This is a genomic window from Paracidovorax citrulli (genome assembly GCF_900100305.1).
Taxonomy (GTDB): Bacteria; Pseudomonadota; Gammaproteobacteria; order Burkholderiales; family Burkholderiaceae_C; genus Paracidovorax; species Paracidovorax citrulli.
The window spans coordinates 54,013-70,203 of record NZ_FNEY01000024.1; the positions used below are offsets into that span (position 1 = coordinate 54,013).

Annotated in this window: 17 protein-coding genes; 11 read left to right on the forward strand and 6 right to left on the reverse strand. The window is 69.0% G+C overall.

The genetic code is table 11. From position 1 onward, the window contains the following. Nucleotides 1-22: 22 nt before the first annotated feature. The 3 genes from BLR99_RS15905 to purE are packed head-to-tail and all read right to left on the reverse strand — an operon-like array spanning nucleotide 23 to nucleotide 2,716. Entirely contained in the window at nucleotides 23-1,033 is a 1,011-nt protein-coding gene (locus tag BLR99_RS15905) for an L-threonylcarbamoyladenylate synthase (protein ID WP_011797569.1), read from the reverse strand. A 10-nt stretch (nucleotides 1,034-1,043) separates the two neighbouring features. Beyond that, the gene (locus tag BLR99_RS15910) at nucleotides 1,044-2,222 is read right to left on the reverse strand and encodes a 5-(carboxyamino)imidazole ribonucleotide synthase (RefSeq protein ID WP_011797568.1); all 1,179 of its coding nucleotides are present in this window, start codon (nucleotides 2,220-2,222) and stop codon (nucleotides 1,044-1,046) included. Then, the gene (gene purE, locus BLR99_RS15915) at nucleotides 2,219-2,716 is read right to left on the reverse strand and encodes a 5-(carboxyamino)imidazole ribonucleotide mutase (protein ID WP_011797567.1); all 498 of its coding nucleotides are present in this window, start codon (nucleotides 2,714-2,716) and stop codon (nucleotides 2,219-2,221) included. Before purE ends, BLR99_RS15910 begins: the two co-directional genes overlap by 4 nt. 102 nt (nucleotides 2,717-2,818) lie before the next feature. Between purE and trxA the strand changes: the two genes are divergently transcribed. Together trxA and BLR99_RS15925 are read left to right on the forward strand one after the other, a co-directional pair. After that, a complete protein-coding gene (trxA, locus tag BLR99_RS15920; protein ID WP_011797566.1) occupies nucleotides 2,819-3,727 on the forward strand; it encodes a thioredoxin in 909 nt (302 codons plus the stop codon). A 52-nt stretch (nucleotides 3,728-3,779) separates the two neighbouring features. Next, nucleotides 3,780-4,592 carry an META domain-containing protein gene (locus tag BLR99_RS15925; RefSeq protein WP_017439466.1) on the forward strand — a complete coding sequence of 271 codons (813 nt, stop codon included), beginning with the start codon at nucleotides 3,780-3,782 and terminating at the stop codon, nucleotides 4,590-4,592. 21 nt (nucleotides 4,593-4,613) lie between these two features. On the opposite strand, the gene BLR99_RS15930 is transcribed toward BLR99_RS15925, so the two are convergent. Next, complete coding sequence (locus BLR99_RS15930; protein WP_011797564.1) at nucleotides 4,614-5,540, reverse strand: phosphoribosylaminoimidazolesuccinocarboxamide synthase; 927 nt, start codon at nucleotides 5,538-5,540, stop codon at nucleotides 4,614-4,616. A 288-nt stretch (nucleotides 5,541-5,828) separates the two neighbouring features. Here BLR99_RS15930 and hpf point away from each other — a divergent pair, with 288 nt between their 5' ends. The 3 genes from hpf to hprK all read left to right on the forward strand — a co-directional run bounded on the left by hpf (nucleotide 5,829) and on the right by hprK (nucleotide 7,781). Then, nucleotides 5,829-6,161 carry a ribosome hibernation-promoting factor, HPF/YfiA family gene (hpf, locus tag BLR99_RS15935; RefSeq protein WP_011797563.1) on the forward strand — a complete coding sequence of 111 codons (333 nt, stop codon included), beginning with the start codon at nucleotides 5,829-5,831 and terminating at the stop codon, nucleotides 6,159-6,161. Between the two features lie 158 nt (nucleotides 6,162-6,319). Beyond that, complete coding sequence (locus BLR99_RS15940; RefSeq protein ID WP_011797562.1) at nucleotides 6,320-6,790, forward strand: PTS sugar transporter subunit IIA; 471 nt, start codon at nucleotides 6,320-6,322, stop codon at nucleotides 6,788-6,790. 34 nt (nucleotides 6,791-6,824) lie between these two features. Next, nucleotides 6,825-7,781 carry an HPr(Ser) kinase/phosphatase gene (gene hprK / locus BLR99_RS15945; protein WP_011797561.1) on the forward strand — a complete coding sequence of 319 codons (957 nt, stop codon included), beginning with the start codon at nucleotides 6,825-6,827 and terminating at the stop codon, nucleotides 7,779-7,781. Between the two features lie 16 nt (nucleotides 7,782-7,797). On the opposite strand, the gene fur is transcribed toward hprK, so the two are convergent. After that, nucleotides 7,798-8,235, reverse strand: a complete 438-nt coding sequence (gene fur, locus BLR99_RS15950) for a ferric iron uptake transcriptional regulator (RefSeq protein WP_011797560.1) — start codon at nucleotides 8,233-8,235, stop codon at nucleotides 7,798-7,800. A gap of 91 nt (nucleotides 8,236-8,326) precedes the next feature. Between fur and BLR99_RS15955 the strand changes: the two genes are divergently transcribed. The 4 genes from BLR99_RS15955 (at nucleotide 8,327) to BLR99_RS15970 (ending at nucleotide 11,013) form a co-directional block, all read left to right on the forward strand. Next, complete coding sequence (locus BLR99_RS15955) at nucleotides 8,327-8,884, forward strand: outer membrane protein assembly factor BamE (protein WP_011797559.1); 558 nt, start codon at nucleotides 8,327-8,329, stop codon at nucleotides 8,882-8,884. A 46-nt stretch (nucleotides 8,885-8,930) separates the two neighbouring features. Then, a complete protein-coding gene (gene dapB / locus BLR99_RS15960; protein WP_011797558.1) occupies nucleotides 8,931-9,785 on the forward strand; it encodes a 4-hydroxy-tetrahydrodipicolinate reductase in 855 nt (284 codons plus the stop codon). 84 nt (nucleotides 9,786-9,869) lie between these two features. Continuing rightward, nucleotides 9,870-10,538 carry a MotA/TolQ/ExbB proton channel family protein gene (locus BLR99_RS15965; RefSeq protein ID WP_017438691.1) on the forward strand — a complete coding sequence of 223 codons (669 nt, stop codon included), beginning with the start codon at nucleotides 9,870-9,872 and terminating at the stop codon, nucleotides 10,536-10,538. Between the two features lie 28 nt (nucleotides 10,539-10,566). Further along, on the forward strand, nucleotides 10,567-11,013 hold the full coding sequence (locus tag BLR99_RS15970; RefSeq protein ID WP_011797556.1) for an ExbD/TolR family protein: 447 nt from the start codon (nucleotides 10,567-10,569) through the stop codon (nucleotides 11,011-11,013). 41 nt (nucleotides 11,014-11,054) lie between these two features. On the opposite strand, the gene BLR99_RS15975 is transcribed toward BLR99_RS15970, so the two are convergent. Further along, nucleotides 11,055-12,527, reverse strand: coding sequence for a sensor domain-containing protein (locus BLR99_RS15975; RefSeq protein WP_228194040.1), 1,473 nt, complete (start codon nucleotides 12,525-12,527; stop codon nucleotides 11,055-11,057). 136 nt (nucleotides 12,528-12,663) lie between these two features. Here BLR99_RS15975 and BLR99_RS15980 point away from each other — a divergent pair, with 136 nt between their 5' ends. Further along, nucleotides 12,664-13,359: a S24 family peptidase gene (locus BLR99_RS15980; RefSeq protein WP_011797554.1), complete on the forward strand. Its 696-nt coding sequence runs from the start codon at nucleotides 12,664-12,666 to the stop codon at nucleotides 13,357-13,359. Nucleotides 13,360-13,482: 123 nt separating this feature from the next. After that, the gene (gene leuS / locus BLR99_RS15985) at nucleotides 13,483-16,176 is read left to right on the forward strand and encodes a leucine--tRNA ligase (RefSeq protein ID WP_074687361.1); all 2,694 of its coding nucleotides are present in this window, start codon (nucleotides 13,483-13,485) and stop codon (nucleotides 16,174-16,176) included. Nucleotides 16,177-16,191: the final 15 nt, after the last annotated feature.

The following is a 16,191-nucleotide window of genomic DNA, read 5'->3' on the forward strand; positions in this document are numbered from 1 at the left end:
GTCGCCGAGGCGTCCCGCGAATTCAGGCGGCGGCTGCCCGCTGCAGGCGGTCCCTCACGCCTTCCCAGTCCGGTGTCTCCGGCGGTGTTTCCACCCAGATGAGTTTCACACCCGCGTCATCGAAGTCCCGCAGGGCCGCGAAAAGTTCCCGGGCGGCGGCCGCGGCATCTTCCGGCATGCGGCGCAGTACCACGCCGGGCGATGGCGAACGAAGACGGGCGCGTGCATACACCGCCAGGTGGCGTGCCTCGGCGCCCAGCAGTTCCAGCCCGGCCTGCAGTGCCTTGGCGTCCATGAGCCGTACCTTGGCACTGGGCGCGTAGTGCGCTTCCAGCGTGCCGGATGCCCGCGGCGTGTGCGAAGGCAGTTCCTCCTTCGACAGGGGCGACAGTCCGCAGGCCGCGGCGATCTCGGCGCGGGTGATGGCCCCCGGGCGCAGCAGCACCGGCACGCCGCGCGTGCAGTCGATGATGGTCGATTCGATGCCCACCGCGCACGGCCCTCCGTCGAGGACCACCAGGCCTTCCCCGAACTCGTCCTGCACATGCTGCGCGGTGGTGGGGCTCACCCGGCCGAAGCGGTTGGCGCTGGGCGCCGCCACGCCATGCACCGGCTGGCCGCCCAGCGCCGGATCGTCCGATGCGCAGGCCTTGAGCACGGCCTGCGCCACCGGGTGCGCCGGGCAGCGCAGGCCCACGCTGTTCTGGCCGCCGGCCGCCGCGGCAGCCCTGTCCGGCAGGCGCGGGAGGATCAATGTCAGGGGGCCGGGCCAGAAAGCCCGTACCAGGGCCTCGGCGAAAGGCGGAACGGACGCGGCGAAGTGCGGTATGCCTTCGGGCCCCGCCACGTGCACGATCAGCGGGTGGTCGCTCGGGCGGCCCTTGGCCTCGAAAATCTGTGCCACGGCCGCGTCGCTGGCGGCATCCGCCGCGAGCCCGTACACGGTTTCCGTGGGCAGGCCCAGCAGCCTGCCGGCCCGCAGCGCCCGGGCCGCCGCATCGATGGAAGAGGGGAGCCGGCCGTCGAGGATCATGGCGGTGGCCTCAGAACGCGGCGATGCCCAGCAGCGCGGCGGCCTGCAGCGCCGTGGCGCGTGCGGCTTCCGCGGTGGGCGCGGTGACGTTCAGGTGGCCCATCTTGCGGCCCGGCTTGGCCTCGGCCTTGCCGTACAGGTGCAGGTGGGTGCCCGGCAGGGCCAGCACGGCGGCCCAGTCCGGCGCGCTGGCCGCCGCTCCGCGGGCGAACCAGAGATCGCCCAGCAGGTTCAGCATCACGGCGGCGCTGTGCTGGCGCGGAGGCGTCAGCGGCAGCCGCGCCATGGCCCGCACCTGCAGCTCGAACTGCGAAACGTCGCAGGCGTTCTGGCTGTAGTGGCCGCTGTTGTGGGGGCGCGGAGCGATCTCGTTGACCACCAGGGAGCCGTCTTCGAGAACGAAGAATTCCACGCACAGCACGCCCGTATAGCCCAGCCCCTCCGCGACGGACCGGGCCGCGGCGATGGCCTGCCGCGCGACCGGCTCCGGCACGTTGCCTGCGTGCACCTCGGTCACCGCCAGGATGCCGTCGCGGTGCAGGTTGCGCTGCACCGGCAGGTGCACGCACGCGCCGTCGTGGCCGCGCGCCACGATCACCGAGCACTCGAAAGCCAGCGGCAGGCGCTTTTCAAGCACGCAGGGCACGCGGCCCATCGCCTCCCACGCGGATGCGAGTTCCCCGGCGGTGGCCACACGGGCCTGGCCCTTGCCGTCGTAGCCGAGCCGGGCGGTCTTGAGAATGCCCGGCAGCAGCCCGGCCGGCACGGCTTCCAGCTGCCCCGGCGTCTCGATCACGGCATAGGGCGCGCACGGCACGCCGCAGGCCACGAAATGCGCCTTCTCCCGAGCGCGGTCCTGGGCGATCGCCACGGCGTCGGCCGCAGGTGCCACGGGGCGCTCGGCGCCGAGCATGCGCAGCGCCTGCGCGGGCACGTTCTCGAACTCCGTGGTGACGGCGTCCGACAGGGCGGCCAGGCGCGCCAATCCATCCGGATCCTCGTAGGCCGTACGGATGTGGTGGTGGCTGATGCGGCCGGCGGGGCTTTCGGCGTCGGGATCCAGGACCGCCGTGAAGTAGCCCATGGCCTGGGCGGCATGGGCGAACATGCGGCCCAGCTGGCCGCCGCCCAGCACGCCGAGGGTGGCGCCGGGAAGGATGGGGTGCTGCGAGGAGCCGGGCATCGTCATGCCGCTTCGGTCGGAAGCGCCATCCCGCGAGCCGCCGCGGTCTGCTCCTGGCGGAATGCCTCCAGCCGCTCGCGCAGGGCCGGGTTCTCGTTAGCCAGCAGGGCGACGGCGAAAAGGGCCGCATTGGCCGCGCCGGCCGTGCCGATCGCGAACGTGGCCACGGGAATGCCCTTGGGCATCTGCACGATGCTGTGCAGCGAATCGACGCCCTGCAGATGCCGGCTGGCCACCGGCACGCCCAGAACGGGCACCGTGGTCTTGGCCGCGATCATGCCCGGCAGGTGGGCCGCGCCCCCCGCGCCGGCGATGATCGCCTTCAGGCCACGCTGCGCCGCCGACTCGGCATAGGCGAACATGTCGTCGGGCATGCGGTGCGCCGAGACCACGCGTGCTTCGTGGGCGATGTCGAATTGCTGGAGAATCTGCACTGCGTGCTGCATGGTCTCCCAGTCGCTGCTGGAGCCCATGACCACGCCGATCTGGATGGGTTTCATGTGGAGTGGGGCTGCGCGCCGCGCGCACCCGCCTGAGTGGAACCCGGGATTTTACTTTTGGCGCGTCCCGTCCGCGGGACAAGCCTCCGCCTGCTGCACACAATGATCGACGTCACCGTAGAGAATTTCGAAGCCGAGGTCATCGCCGCCTCGATGGAAGTGCCCGTCCTGGTGGACTTCTGGGCCCCCTGGTGCGGCCCCTGCAAATCACTCGGGCCTGTCCTCGAGAAGCTCGAGATCGAGTACGCGGGCCGCTTCAAGCTCGTGAAGATCGATTCCGACCAGGAGCAGCAGATCGCCGCCATGTTCGGGATCCGCAGCATCCCCACCTGCGTGCTGCTGATGAATGGCCAGCCGGTGGACGGCTTCATGGGCGCGCAGTCCGAGGGCCAGGTCCGCGCCTTCCTGGACAAGCACGTGCCCACCGCCGATGAACTGCTGGCCGAGGCCGAGGAAGAGGCTGCCCAGGAGGCGCTGGAGGATGGCGATACCGACACCGCCCTCGAAAAGCTCCAGCATGCCGTCGCCACCGACCCGGCGAACGACGACGCGCGCTTCGACTACGTGAAGCTGCTGCTGCAGCTCGGCCGCGTGGACGACGCCAAGGTCGCCTTCGCGCCCGTCATCGCCAAGGCCGCCGGCTCGCGCCGGCTCGGCGCGCTGAAGGTGTGGATGGACGCGATCGACGCCACCGAAAACGCCCGGGACGACGCCGCCGCGGAAGCCGCGTTCGCGCAGAAGATCGGCGCCAACAAGCGGGACTTCGATGCGCGCTTCGAGCGCGCCCGCCGGCTCATCGCCCGGCAGCGCTGGACGGACGCCATGGACGAACTGCTGGAAATCCTCATGCGCGACAAGGCCTGGAACGACGAGGCCGCGCGCAAGACCTACGTCGCCGTCCTCGAGATCATCGAGCCCCCCCGCGCGAAGGTCGCCGAAGGGCAGATCCCCCCGGAAGATCCGGTCGTGGCCACCTACCGGCGCCGCCTCTCCAGCGTGGTGCTGAGTTGATGTGACGGGCATGGCGCGCACCGCGCGCGCAGTACGGAGCCGCCGCGCCGGAATGTGGTGGCATTCCCGCCGCGTGGGATGGCTCGCGCTGGCCGTGCTGGCGATATGCGCCACGGGCTGCGGCATCCTGCCCCCGCCACCCGATGCCGTGGTGACGGGCGTGGCCTATGCCCGGCAGCGCTTCTTCATCCCGTCGGGCGGGGCGTTCGAGGTGGTCGTCCTGGACGTGACCGATGCGGATGCGCCGCCTCTCATCGTCGGACGCCAGACCCTGGAAGAGTTCGAGCGGCTTCCGGTGACGCTGCGCATCCCCTACCGCTCCGCGGAGATAGTGCCCGACCGGCGGTACGTCGTCCGCGCCATGGTGTCGGTGAACGGCATCGCCTGGATGGCGAGCGAAGGGGTGAATCCGCTGCAGCGCGACCCGGCCTACCGCCACGTGGATGTGTTGCTGCAGCCGCTGCCGCGCAATGCAGCCACCGAGCAGGCCGCGGTGCCGCTCGCGCAAACCTACTGGAAGCTCACGGAAGTGGACGGAATGGCGCTCCCGCCCGCCCCGGCCGGCCGGCCGCAGGCGCATCTGGTCGTGCAGCCCCAGGAAGGGCGGATCACGGGATCCGGTGGCTGCAATCCGTTCATCGCCACCTACGAGATGTCCGGGGGCGACCTGCGCATCGGCTCCATCGATTCGGGGCTGCGGCTGTGCTTCGATACCGGGCTGGCCGAAGGGCTGTACCTCGAGGCGCTGCGCGCCGCGGAGCATTACCGCATCGAGGGTCGCCAGCTTGTGCTCGCCCGGGCCGATGGGCCGGGCAAGGAAAAGGTCCTGCTGCGCTTCGAGGCCCCCGAACTGCGCCTGAAGTGACGGAGCAGGGCCCCGGCCCGTTCACTGGCCGCCAGTGAGGCGCTCCAGGGCTTCGCGGTACTTCGCGGCCGTCTTCTCGATCACCTCTCGGGGCAGGCGCGGCGCGGGAGCGGACTTGTTCCAGGGAGCGCCGTTCACCTGGGCCTGCTCCAGCCAGTCGCGCACGAACTGCTTGTCGTAGCTGGGCGGATTCTCCCCGGCGGCCAGGGCCGCCTCGTAGCCTTCCACGGGCCAGTAGCGCGAGCTGTCGGGAGTGAGCACCTCGTCCATCAGCACCAGCGTGCCGTCGGGAGCCAGGCCGAACTCGAACTTGGTGTCGGCAATGATCATGCCCTTTTCCAGCGCGATCGCGGCCGCGGCCTCGTACAGCGCGATGCTCGTGTCGCGGATCTTCGTGGCGAGGTCGATGCCCACCATCTCCACGGTGCGCTCGAACGTGATGTTCTCGTCGTGCTCGCCCACGGCGGCCTTGGCGGCCGGCGTGTAGATGGGCTGCGGCAGGCGCGACGCGTTCGTCAGCCCTTCGGGCAGCTGCACGCCGCAGACCGAGCGCGTGGCCTGGTACTCCTTCCAGCCGCTGCCCGCGAGATAGCCGCGCACCACGGCCTCCACGGGAATCGGGCGCAGCCGCTGCACGAGCATGGAGCGGCCGCGCACCTGCGCGGCCTCTTCGGGCGACACCACGCTTTCCGGCGCTCCGCCCGTCAGGTGGTTGGGGCAGAGGTGGCCGAGCTTGTCGAACCAGAACAGCGCCATCTTCGTCAGCAGCTCGCCCTTGCCCGGGATCGGCTCGCCCATGATCACGTCGAACGCCGAGATCCGGTCGCTCGCCACCATGAGGATGCGGTCGTCGCCCACGGCGTAGTTGTCGCGGACCTTGCCGCGTGCGAGCAGCGGCAGCGAAGCCAGGGACGAGGTGTGCAGGGCGGGGGGGCTGGGCAGGGTCATGGTGTGAAAAGGGTTGCAGGCGGTAATCCGGCCCCGGCCGGGAGGGCGCCGGGGCTGCCCGGATTCTAGGGCGCGCCCTGCCGTACAGCCTGTGCATTGTGCGCCCGTCCCGCGGCCTGGTCACCTGTAACAGCAGTATCCCCGGCCGTGCCGAGGTCAGGATTGCATTTCCCGGCAGTGGCGCGCATAGTGGATTCGACAGCGCATGCATGAGCTCCCATCCGTCGGGCCGCCACCTCGGTCGCCGAGGCGACGGCGTTTACTTCAACGTGCCAAGGAGACTTGTTTATGAACCTGACGATCAGCGGCCACCACCTCGAGGTCACCCCCGCTCTGCGCAGCTATGTGACGGGCAAGCTGGACCGGATCAGCCGGCATTTCGACCAGGTGGTTGACGTGAAGGTGCTTCTTACCGTGGAAAAGCAGAAGGAGAAGGAGAAGCGCCAGCGCGCTGAATGCAACGTGCATGTCAAGGGCAGCGACCTCTTCGCCGAGAGCTCGCACTCCGACCTCTATGCGGCGGTCGATGAACTGGTGGACAAGCTCGACCGGCAGGTCGTGCGCCACAAGGACCGTCTGCAGGACCACCACTGCGCCATCAAGCGGGCCCAGCCGGCGTGATCGCGAACGCGAAGTGAACGTCAAGGATTCCATTCAGCGGGATTGACCGGCCGCCACCCCGGCATCGCCCGCAAAGCCGCCAGAAAGGCGGCTTTTTCATGCCCCTTTCCGGGGGCTCAGGGTTTATGCTAGGGGGTGCATAATCGCAACCCTTCACCATGAACCGTCTAGCTTCCATATTGCCGGCCGCTCAAGTGCTCGTGAGCGTCGATGCCACCAGCAAAAAGCGTGCTTTCGAGGAGGCGGGTCTGTTGTTCGAGAGCGAGCATGGCCTCTCTCGCGCGCTCATCACCGACAGCCTCTTCGCCCGCGAGCGCCTGGGATCGACCGGCCTGGGCCACGGCGTTGCGATTCCCCACGGACGCATCAAGGGACTCAAGGCGCCCATGGCGGCCGTTTTCCAACTGGCGCATCCCATCGGCTTCGACGCACCCGACGAGCAGCCCGTGGGCCTGCTCATCTTCCTGCTCGTGCCGGAAGCCGCCACGCAGAAGCACCTGGAAATCCTTTCGGAAATCGCCGAGCTGCTGAGCGACGGCCCGCTGCGCGAGCGCATCAAGTCCTCCACCGACGCGGCCGAACTCCACGGCCTCATCGCTGGCTGGCAGTCCGCCCAGGCTGCCGCGTGATCCCTTTCCTTTTGGCTGCAACGGCGCGCAATACGTGAAACCCAACGTCGTCAGCGCCGATGTCCTCTTTGAAGCCTTCCGTTCCCCGCTGAAGTGGGAGTGGGTGGCCGGGCTGGGAGCGTCCGAGCGCCGCTTCGACGAAGTGGCGGTGCGGTCCGCCCGCTCCGGCGCGGACCTGGTCGGCTATCTGAACTACATCCACCCCTACCGGGTGCAGATCCTGGGCGAGCGCGAGATCGCCTACCTCGTCAACGCCACGCCCGAGGACTGCAAGCGCCGCATCGCGCGCATCGTGACGCTGGAGCCCCCGGTGCTCGTGCTGGCCGACAGCCAGATGGCGCCCGACGCACTGCTGTCCATGTGCGAGCGCGCGCAGATCCCCATGTTCGCGACGCACGAATCGTCGGCCTTCGTCATCGACGTGCTGCGGGCCTACCTGTCCAAGCACTTCGCCGACCGGATCACCATGCACGGCGTGTTCATGGACATCCTGGGGCTGGGTGTGCTCATCACCGGCGAGTCGGGGCTGGGCAAGAGCGAACTCGGGCTGGAACTCATCTCGCGCGGCAACGGGCTGGTCGCGGACGACGCGGTGGACTTCTTCCGCATCAACCAGACCACCATCGAGGGCAAGTGCCCCGACCTGCTGCAGAACCTTTTGGAAGTGCGCGGCATCGGCCTGCTGGACATCCGGGCCATCTTCGGCGAGACGGCGGTGCGCCGGAAGATGCGGCTGCGCCTGATCGTGCATCTCGTGCGCAAGGAAACGCTGGAGCGCGAATACGAACGCCTGCCCTACGAGCCCCTCACCCAGGACGTGCTGGGCGTGCCCGTGCTCAAGGTGGTGATCCAGGTCGTGGCGGGGCGCAACATCGCCGTGCTGGTGGAGGCGGCGGTGCGCAACACCATCCTCAACCTGCGCGGCATCGATACCTACCAGGAATTCGTCGAGCGCCACCGCCGCGCCATGGAGCAGCGGGACGGCTCCTGAGAGAGGGGTGAATCGGTCAGCGGCCGTTGCCGGAAGAGGCTTTCGCGGCGCAGCTGGCGCATTGGCCGTAGAGGGCCATCGAGTGGTCCTGCACCACCCATCCCTTGGCCTTGGCCACGAGCTGCTGGCGCTTCTCGATCTCGGGGTCGAAGAACTCCTCGACCTTGCCGCAGACCATGCAGATGAAGTGGTCGTGGTGCTGGCCCTCGTTGAGCTCGTACACCGCCTTGCCGCTCTCGAAGTTGCTGCGGATCAGGATGCCCGCCTGCTCGAACTGGGTGAGCACGCGATAGACGGTGGCCAGGCCGATGTCGGAACGTTCGTCCAGCAGCACACGGAACACGTCTTCGGCCGTCATGTGGCGTTGTGCGCCTTTCTGGAAGATCTCGAGGATCTTCAGGCGGGGCAGGGTGGCCTTGAGCCCGGTGCTCTTGAGTTCGTCGATGTTCGTCATGACAGGGTCCTTCGGTGTGCCAGGGGCGCGCGCCAAGGCCTGGGAGACCAGCCGCTACAATGGTCCGATCATATCGTTTATGCCAATTTCCATGTCCGTCCACGCCCATCGCAGCGCCCGCACCGGCCTGATCCTGTTGCTCGGCGCGGGCCTTTCGGCCTGCGGCAGCTTCGACAGCGCCAGCAACCGCATCGCGAGCATGGTCACGCCCTACAAGGTCGAGGTGGTGCAGGGCAACTTCGTCTCCCGCGAGCAGGTCGAGGCGCTGCAGCCCGGCATGTCGCGCCAGCAGGTCAAGGAGATCCTCGGCACACCCCTGGTGACCAGCCTGTTCCATGCCGAGCGCTGGGATTATGTCTTCACCCTCAAGCGCCCCGGCGTCGAGGCGCAGTCCCGCAAGCTGACGGTGTTCTTCAAGGGCGACGCCTTCGATCGCGTAGAAGGCGACGAGATGCCCACCGAAGCCGAATTCGTCGCCACGCTCGGCACGTCCCGCAAGATCAAGCCCAAGGTGCCGCAGCTCGAGGCCACGCCCGAACAGCTCGCCAAGTACCCCAAGGCTGCCACGGCCACGCTGCCGGAACCGGCCGATTCGGCGGTGCCGCCTCCGCCGTCGAGCTACCCTCCGCTCGAATCCACCACCCGTTGAGCGGGCGGTGGAAGCCGCCCCCTTCCGAATTTTCCCTCCGCGCGCAATGACCGTATCCGCTGCTTCGATCCCGTCTTCTTCCGGTACTCCGGCGCCGATCCGTGTCGCCGTTGCCGGCGCCTCCGGCCGCATGGGCCGCATGCTGATCGAGGCGCTGCGCGGCAGCGGCAGCGAACTGGTCCTGGCGGGCGCGCTGGACGTGCCGGGCAGCCCGTCCCTGGGGACCGATGCCGAGGCCTTCCTGGGCCATGCCAGCGGCGTGGCCGTCACGGCCGACCTGCACGAAGGCCTGGCCGGCTGCGACGTGCTGATCGATTTCACCCGGCCGGAAGGCACGCTGGCCCATCTGGCGGTCTGCGCGGAGCGGGGCGTCAAGGCGGTGATCGGAACCACCGGTTTCACCGAAGCACAGAAGGCCGAGATCGAAGCCTTCGCGCAGCGCACGGCCGTCGTCATGGCGCCCAACATGAGCGTGGGCGTGAACGTCACCTTCAAGCTGCTGGAGATGGCGGCCCGGGCGCTGTCCACGGGCTACGACATCGAGATCATCGAGGCCCACCACCGCCACAAGGTGGATGCCCCCTCCGGCACGGCGCTCAAGATGGGCGAGGTCATCGCCCAGGCGCTGGGCCGCGATCTCAAGGACTGTGCCGTGTATGGGCGCGAAGGGCTGACCGGCGAGCGTGACCCGTCCACCATCGGCTTCGCCGCGGTGCGCGGCGGCGACATCGTGGGAGACCATACGGTGCTGTTCGCCGGCACGGGCGAGCGCATCGAGATCTCCCACAAGTCCTCCAGCCGCTCGGGTTATGCCCAGGGCAGCCTGCGCGCGGCCCGCTTCCTGGCGGCGCACCGCACGGGCCTGTTCGACATGTTCGACGTGCTCGGCCTGCACGGCTGATCGCCTTCGACCGGCGCGGCCCGGTAGCGGCAGGTCCGCCCGCCCGCCCTTCCAGCCCTTCTCCTTACTCTTGGTGGCGTATCCATGAACGCGTGGCACTGGTGGCATCAGGGGGACATGGTCACCCGCATCTCGGCACTGCTGCTGCTGTCCATGTCCATCGCGAGCTGGGTGGTCATCCTCTGGAAAGCGCGCCTGCTGCGGCGCGCCGTGGCCGGTGTGGAGCGGAGCACCGCGGAGTTCTGGAGCTCGCCCACGCTGGCATCGGCGCGCGAGCGCCTGGTGCCGGCCGATCCCGACGGCCTCCTGCGGCCCCTGGTGGACGCCGCCACCGGCGTGGCGGACAACGCCCATGCCGGCTCGCTGGCCGCCAGCGGGCAGCGTTCCCAGCAGCTCACGCGTGTCCTGCGCGATGCGCTGCACCGGGTCCTCGCACGCCTGCAGTTCGGGCAGGTGCTGCTGGCCACCGTAGGCTCCACGGCACCCTTCGTCGGCCTGCTCGGCACGGTCTGGGGCATCTACCATGCGCTCACGGCGCTGGCCGGCGGCGGGGCGGTATCGATCGACCGCGTCGCCGGTCCGGTCGGCGAGGCGCTGGTGATGACGGCGGCGGGCCTGGCCGTGGCTATCCCCGCCGTGCTGGCCTACAACCTGTTCGGGCGGTGGATCGGCCGCGTGGAAGCCGAGCTCGAAGGCTTCGCCCTCGACCTGCGCGAACTGCTCCTGGACGGGCCGCCCTCCCGCGGCGGCTGATCCACTGCCTTCAGCCCGCCCGCGACCCATGGCATTCGGCCGCCTCGAACGCACATCCGCCCCGAAGCCGATGAGCGACATCAACATGACGCCCCTGGTGGACGTCATGCTGGTGCTCGTGGTCATCTTCATCCTGGCCGCGCCACTGCTGGCCAGTGCCATCCGGCTCGACCTGCCGCGCGCGCAAAGCACCACGCAGGGCGCCGCCGGTGACTCGGTCGAAGTCGCGATCGATGCCGCGGGCCAGGTCTTCGTCGGCGGCGTGCCCGTGGATGGCGCCGCCCTGGCCGAACGGCTGCGCGGCGTGGCACAGGCGCATCCACAAGCCGAGGTGCAGTTGCGTGCCGATGCCGGCGTGCCGTATGGCCGGGTGGTCGAGGTGATGGGCGCCGCCCATGCCGCGGGCCTGCACCGCATCGGATTCGTGGCCGAGCCCGAGGCCTCCCCGCCGGCCGCTGCCGCCGCGCGCCCCTGATCCGCCTGCCGGGGCGCTCCTCGCCGGCGGTGGGGTGCCGCTCACCCGTCCAGGACCTCGCGCACCACCGGGGCGCCCGGTGTCTTGCCCCGGAAGACGCTCAGGCGCTGGCCGCCTGCCCGCTTGGCGGCATACATGGCCAGGTCCGCGTGGTGCAGCAGCGTGGCGGCGTTCGTACCGTCGCGGGGGTACTGGGCGATGCCGATGCTGGCGCCCAGGCTCCAGCACCTGCCATGGAGCATCACGGGGCGCACCGCGGCCTCCAGCAGCCGGCGCGCGGCCGCGGCTGCCTCCCGGCTGCCGCACCGGGGCAGTACCGCGGCGAATTCATCGCCCCCGATGCGGGCCACGATGTCGGCCCGTCGCGAGGCGCCCTGCAGCCGCTGCGCCACTTCGCGCAGCAGGTCGTCGCCGGCCCGGTGGCCCAGCTGGTCGTTCACCTGCTTGAACCGGTCCAGATCGATGAAGGCGATCGCCAGGGAGTGTCCTTCCCGGCGCGCCTCGCGGATCAGGCGCTCCGTGGCTTCCAGTAGAAACGCCCGGTTGGGCAGCCCGGTGACGGCGTCCTGGTAGGCCAGGCGGCGAAAGCTCTGCTGGGCGCGCTCGCGCTCCAGCAGCAGGGCGGATAGCCGCGCTCCCGCTTCCAGCGCGTGCCGGGGCAGTCCGTCGCAGCCCAGGGCCCTTCGGCCATGCAGGGTGAAGGAGCCCAGGAGGTGTCCGTCGCGGTCGAGGACCGGGGCCGACCAGCAGACCGTGAAGCCCCGTGCCGCCAGCGGTTCGCGCCACGGAGCCCAACGCGGGTCGGCGGCGATGTCGGTGCAAGCTGCCGAGGCTGTTTGCCAGACGGCCGCGCCGCCGGTGCCCGCGTCCGGCCCGGCGGGCTGGCCGTCGGCGTGGGCTGCCAGCACGTCCTCCAGCCTGGGCGCAGCCAGGCACCGCAACCGGTGCTGCCCGTCCAGTTCCAGCACCGACACGGCGACCCCCGGCAGCATGGCTTCGATGTCTTCGCACAGGCCGGAGGCGATGTCGGGCAGGGGCAGGTCATGCGCCATCGCGTCGAGAACCCGGTGCTGCAGCCGTTCGCGCACCTTCGTGGCCGTGATGTCGATCAGCATGCCTGTCATCAACCCGTGCGACGGATGCAGCACCGCCTGTACCCAGAGCGGCGTGGCGTCCAGGGGGTGCAGCAGCGTTTCGCAGCGGTAGCCGGAGGCCGCCGCGGGCAGAGCGCCTCCGAGCAGCAGCCGGTACAGGTGGACGTCGGACGGAGGGTATGCCAACACGTCCGCCATGCGCTGGCCAGGCAGGGACGCGGCCGGCCGTCCCAGCAACAGGCCCGTTCCCTCGCTGGCGTAGATGAACCGGCCCTGGGCGTCGAGCGCGAAGACCGCGCAGGCTTCACCGCCCATGCCGAGCAGCAAATCCGGCCAGGGGGGCTCCCTACGCGGAGGCGGCCGGGCCTCGCTGCCGGGGACGGGTGCTGCCAGCGCAGCAGCGGAATCCACGGATTCCATTCTTTGGGTGTCTTCCATGCTGCGCTCGCCTCCCACGAGAGTCGTGCCGTCGTACGTGCGGATCGGCTACTATTGTCAGCAATTGGTATGAAATCATCATAGCAAATGGTTCCATCCGGCATGCTAACTTGGATTGATGGACGAGCGTCGGATTCAGGAGCAGCGGCGGGCACGGCTCGCCGATGCCGTGCGTCGTCTGTCCGAGGGCAATGTGGCGGCCTTCGGCCGCCTGCTGGGCTACCGCGGCGGCGCATTCGTGCGGCAGATGCTCTGCGGCAACCGTGCCGTGTCGGACAAGACGGTGCGCCACATCGAGTCCATGCGCGGCATGCATGCCTGGTTCTCGCAGCCGCCGGCGCCGGCTGGCACCCGGGAATCCTCCGCCGCGTACGACTTCGACGCAGGGCCTGAGATGTACGAGCTCTTCCCGGTCTCCCTGCATTTGCGGCCCGGCATCGCGGATTACGCGATCTGGCCCGACGAGACCGACGAGGATGCTCCCATCACCTTCCACCGCCAATGGCTGGAGCGGCGCGGCTACATTCCCCAGTGCCTGCTGGCCATCCGCGTGCGCGGCTGCGGCATGGAGCCGTCCATCCAGGCAGGCGACATCGTGGTCGTGAACACATCCGACACCACGCTGCGCGACGGGCAGGTCTTCGCCATCAACGGCTTCGGCGAAGTGCTGCTGCGGCGCGCCCAGCGCGACGACGGGCGCTGGTGGATCTCCTGCGACAACCCCGACCAGGCCCGCTATCCACGCAAGGCCTGGGCCGAGCCGGACTGCATCCCCATCGGCCGGCTGGTGTTCAAGCAGAGCGAGTGCATCTGAAGCCCCCGCGCTCCCCCGGCCTCGGGTCCGGTGGGCAATGCCCGCATCGCGCCTAAAATCCCGCGAACCCTCCTCCTGCGAAAACACCGGCGGCCGCCAGCGCGGCCCGGTCCCTTTTTTTCCATGCAAGACAAATACACCCCCGCCGAGGTCGAGCGCGCAGCGCACAGCCACTGGACCGCCCGCGATGCCTACCGCGTGACCGAAGACGCAGGCAAGAAAAAGTTCTATGCCTGCTCCATGCTGCCCTATCCCAGCGGCAAGCTGCACATGGGGCACGTACGCAACTACACGATCAACGACATGCTCACGCGCTACCTGCGCATGAACGGCCACAACGTGCTGATGCCCATGGGCTGGGACGCCTTCGGCCTGCCGGCCGAGAACGCGGCGCTCAAGAACGGCGTGCCGCCCGCGCAGTGGACCTACGACAACATCGCCTACATGAAGAAGCAGATGCAGGCGATGGGGCTGGCCATCGACTGGTCGCGCGAGGTCGCCACCTGCGATCCTGACTACTACAAGTGGAACCAGTGGCTGTTCCTCAAGATGCTGGAGAAGGGCATCGCCTACCGCAAGACCCAGGTCGTCAACTGGGATCCGGTGGACCAGACGGTGCTCGCCAACGAGCAGGTCATCGACGGCCGCGGCTGGCGTACCGGCGCCCTGGTCGAAAAGCGCGAGATCCCGGGCTACTACCTGAAGATCACCGATTACGCCCAGGAACTGCTCGACCACGTGCAGGTGGGCAACCCGAATGCCACGCTCACCGGCTGGCCCGACAAGGTGCGGCTGATGCAGGAGAACTGGATCGGCAAGAGCGAAGGCGTGCGCTTCGCCTTCACGCACGACATCCGCGGGGAGGACGGCCAGCCGATCGGCGACGGCCGCATGTACGTGTTCACCACGCGCGCGGACACCATCATGGGCGTCACCTTCTGCGCCGTGGCGCCCGAGCATCCGCTGGCCGCCCATGCCGCTCGCTCCAACCCCGACGTGGCCGCCTTCATCCAGGAATGCAAGACCGGCGGCACCACCGAAGCCGAACTGGCCACGCAGGAGAAGAAGGGCGTGCGCACGGGCCTGACCGTGACCCACCCGCTCACGGACGAGCCGATCGAGGTCTGGGTGGGCAACTACGTGCTCATGGGCTACGGCGACGGCGCCGTCATGGGCGTGCCCGCGCACGACGAGCGCGACTTCGCCTTCGCGCTCAAGTACGGCATCGAGATCAAGCAGGTCGTGCTCGTCGACGGCGAGACCTTCGACTACCACCGCTGGCAGGATTGGTACGGAGACAAGCAGAACGGCGTCACCATCAACTCCGACAACTTCAGCGGCCTGTCGTACCAGGAGGCCGTCTCCGCCGTGGCGCATGCGCTGCAGGAAAAAGGCCTGGGCGATAAGAAGACCACCTGGCGCCTGCGCGACTGGGGCGTCTCCCGCCAGCGCTACTGGGGCACGCCGATCCCGATCATCCACTGCGACGAGCACGGCGCGGTGCCGGTGCCCGAGAAGGACCTGCCCGTGGTGCTGCCGCAGGACTGCATCCCGGACGGATCCGGCAATCCGCTGCACAAGCACGAGGGCTTCCATGCCGGCGTGAAGTGTCCCGTCTGCGGCAAGGCCGCGCGGCGCGAAACCGACACCATGGACACGTTCGTGGACTCGTCGTGGTACTTCATGCGCTACTGCGACCCGAAGAACGCCGACGCCATGGTGGCCGGCGGCGCCGACTACTGGATGCCTATGGACCAGTACATCGGCGGCATCGAACACGCGATCCTGCACCTGCTCTACGCGCGCTTCTGGACCAAGGTCATGCGCGACCTGGGCCTGGTGAAGGTGGACGAGCCCTTCACCAAGCTGCTCACGCAGGGCATGGTGCTCAACCACATCTACTCGCGCCGCACCGACAAGGGCGGCAAGGAGTATTTCTGGCCGCACGACGTGGAGCACATCCAGGACGAGGCCGGCAAGATCACCGGCGCCCGCCTGAAAAACGCGGTGGGTGACCTGCCGGCCGGCACGCCGATCGACTACGAGGGCGTGGGCACCATGTCCAAGTCCAAGAACAACGGGGTCGATCCGCAGGAACTGATCGAGAAGTACGGCGCGGACACGGCGCGCCTCTACACCATGTTCACCGCACCGCCCGAGGCCACGCTGGAGTGGAACGACGCCGCCGTGGAGGGCAGCTACCGCTTCCTGCGCCGGGTGTGGAACTTCGGCGTGAAGCTCGCGGGTATCGATGCCGCAGCCACCGAGGCCGCCATCCAGGGCGCGCAGAGCCTGCAGGACGTGCAATTCGGCAAGGAAGCCAAGGCGCTGCGCCTGGAGATCCATACCGTGCTCAAGCAGGTGGACTACGACTACCAGCGCATGCAGTACAACACCGTGGTCTCCGGCGCGATGAAGATGCTCAACGCGCTGGAGGACTTCAAGTCCGCCGACGCACCTGGTGGCCTGGTCGCGCTCATCGAAGGCTTCGGCATCCTGCTGCGCGTTCTCTATCCCGCCACGCCCCATATCGCCCACGGCCTCTGGAGCGGGCTGGGCTATGCGGGCTCCCTGGGCGACTTGCTGGATGCGCCGTGGCCCCAGGTGGACGCCGGCGCGCTGATGCAGGACGAAATCGAACTGGTGCTGCAGATCAACGGCAAGCTGCGCGGCGCGATCCGCGTGCCGTCCGGGGCGGACAAGGCCGAGATCGAGCGCATCGCCCTGGCGAGCGAGGACTTCCACAAGCATGCCGCCGGCGCTGCGCCCAAGAAGGTCGTGGTCGTGCCGGGCCGTCTGGTGAACGTGGTGGTCTGAATGGATCCTCGTTCC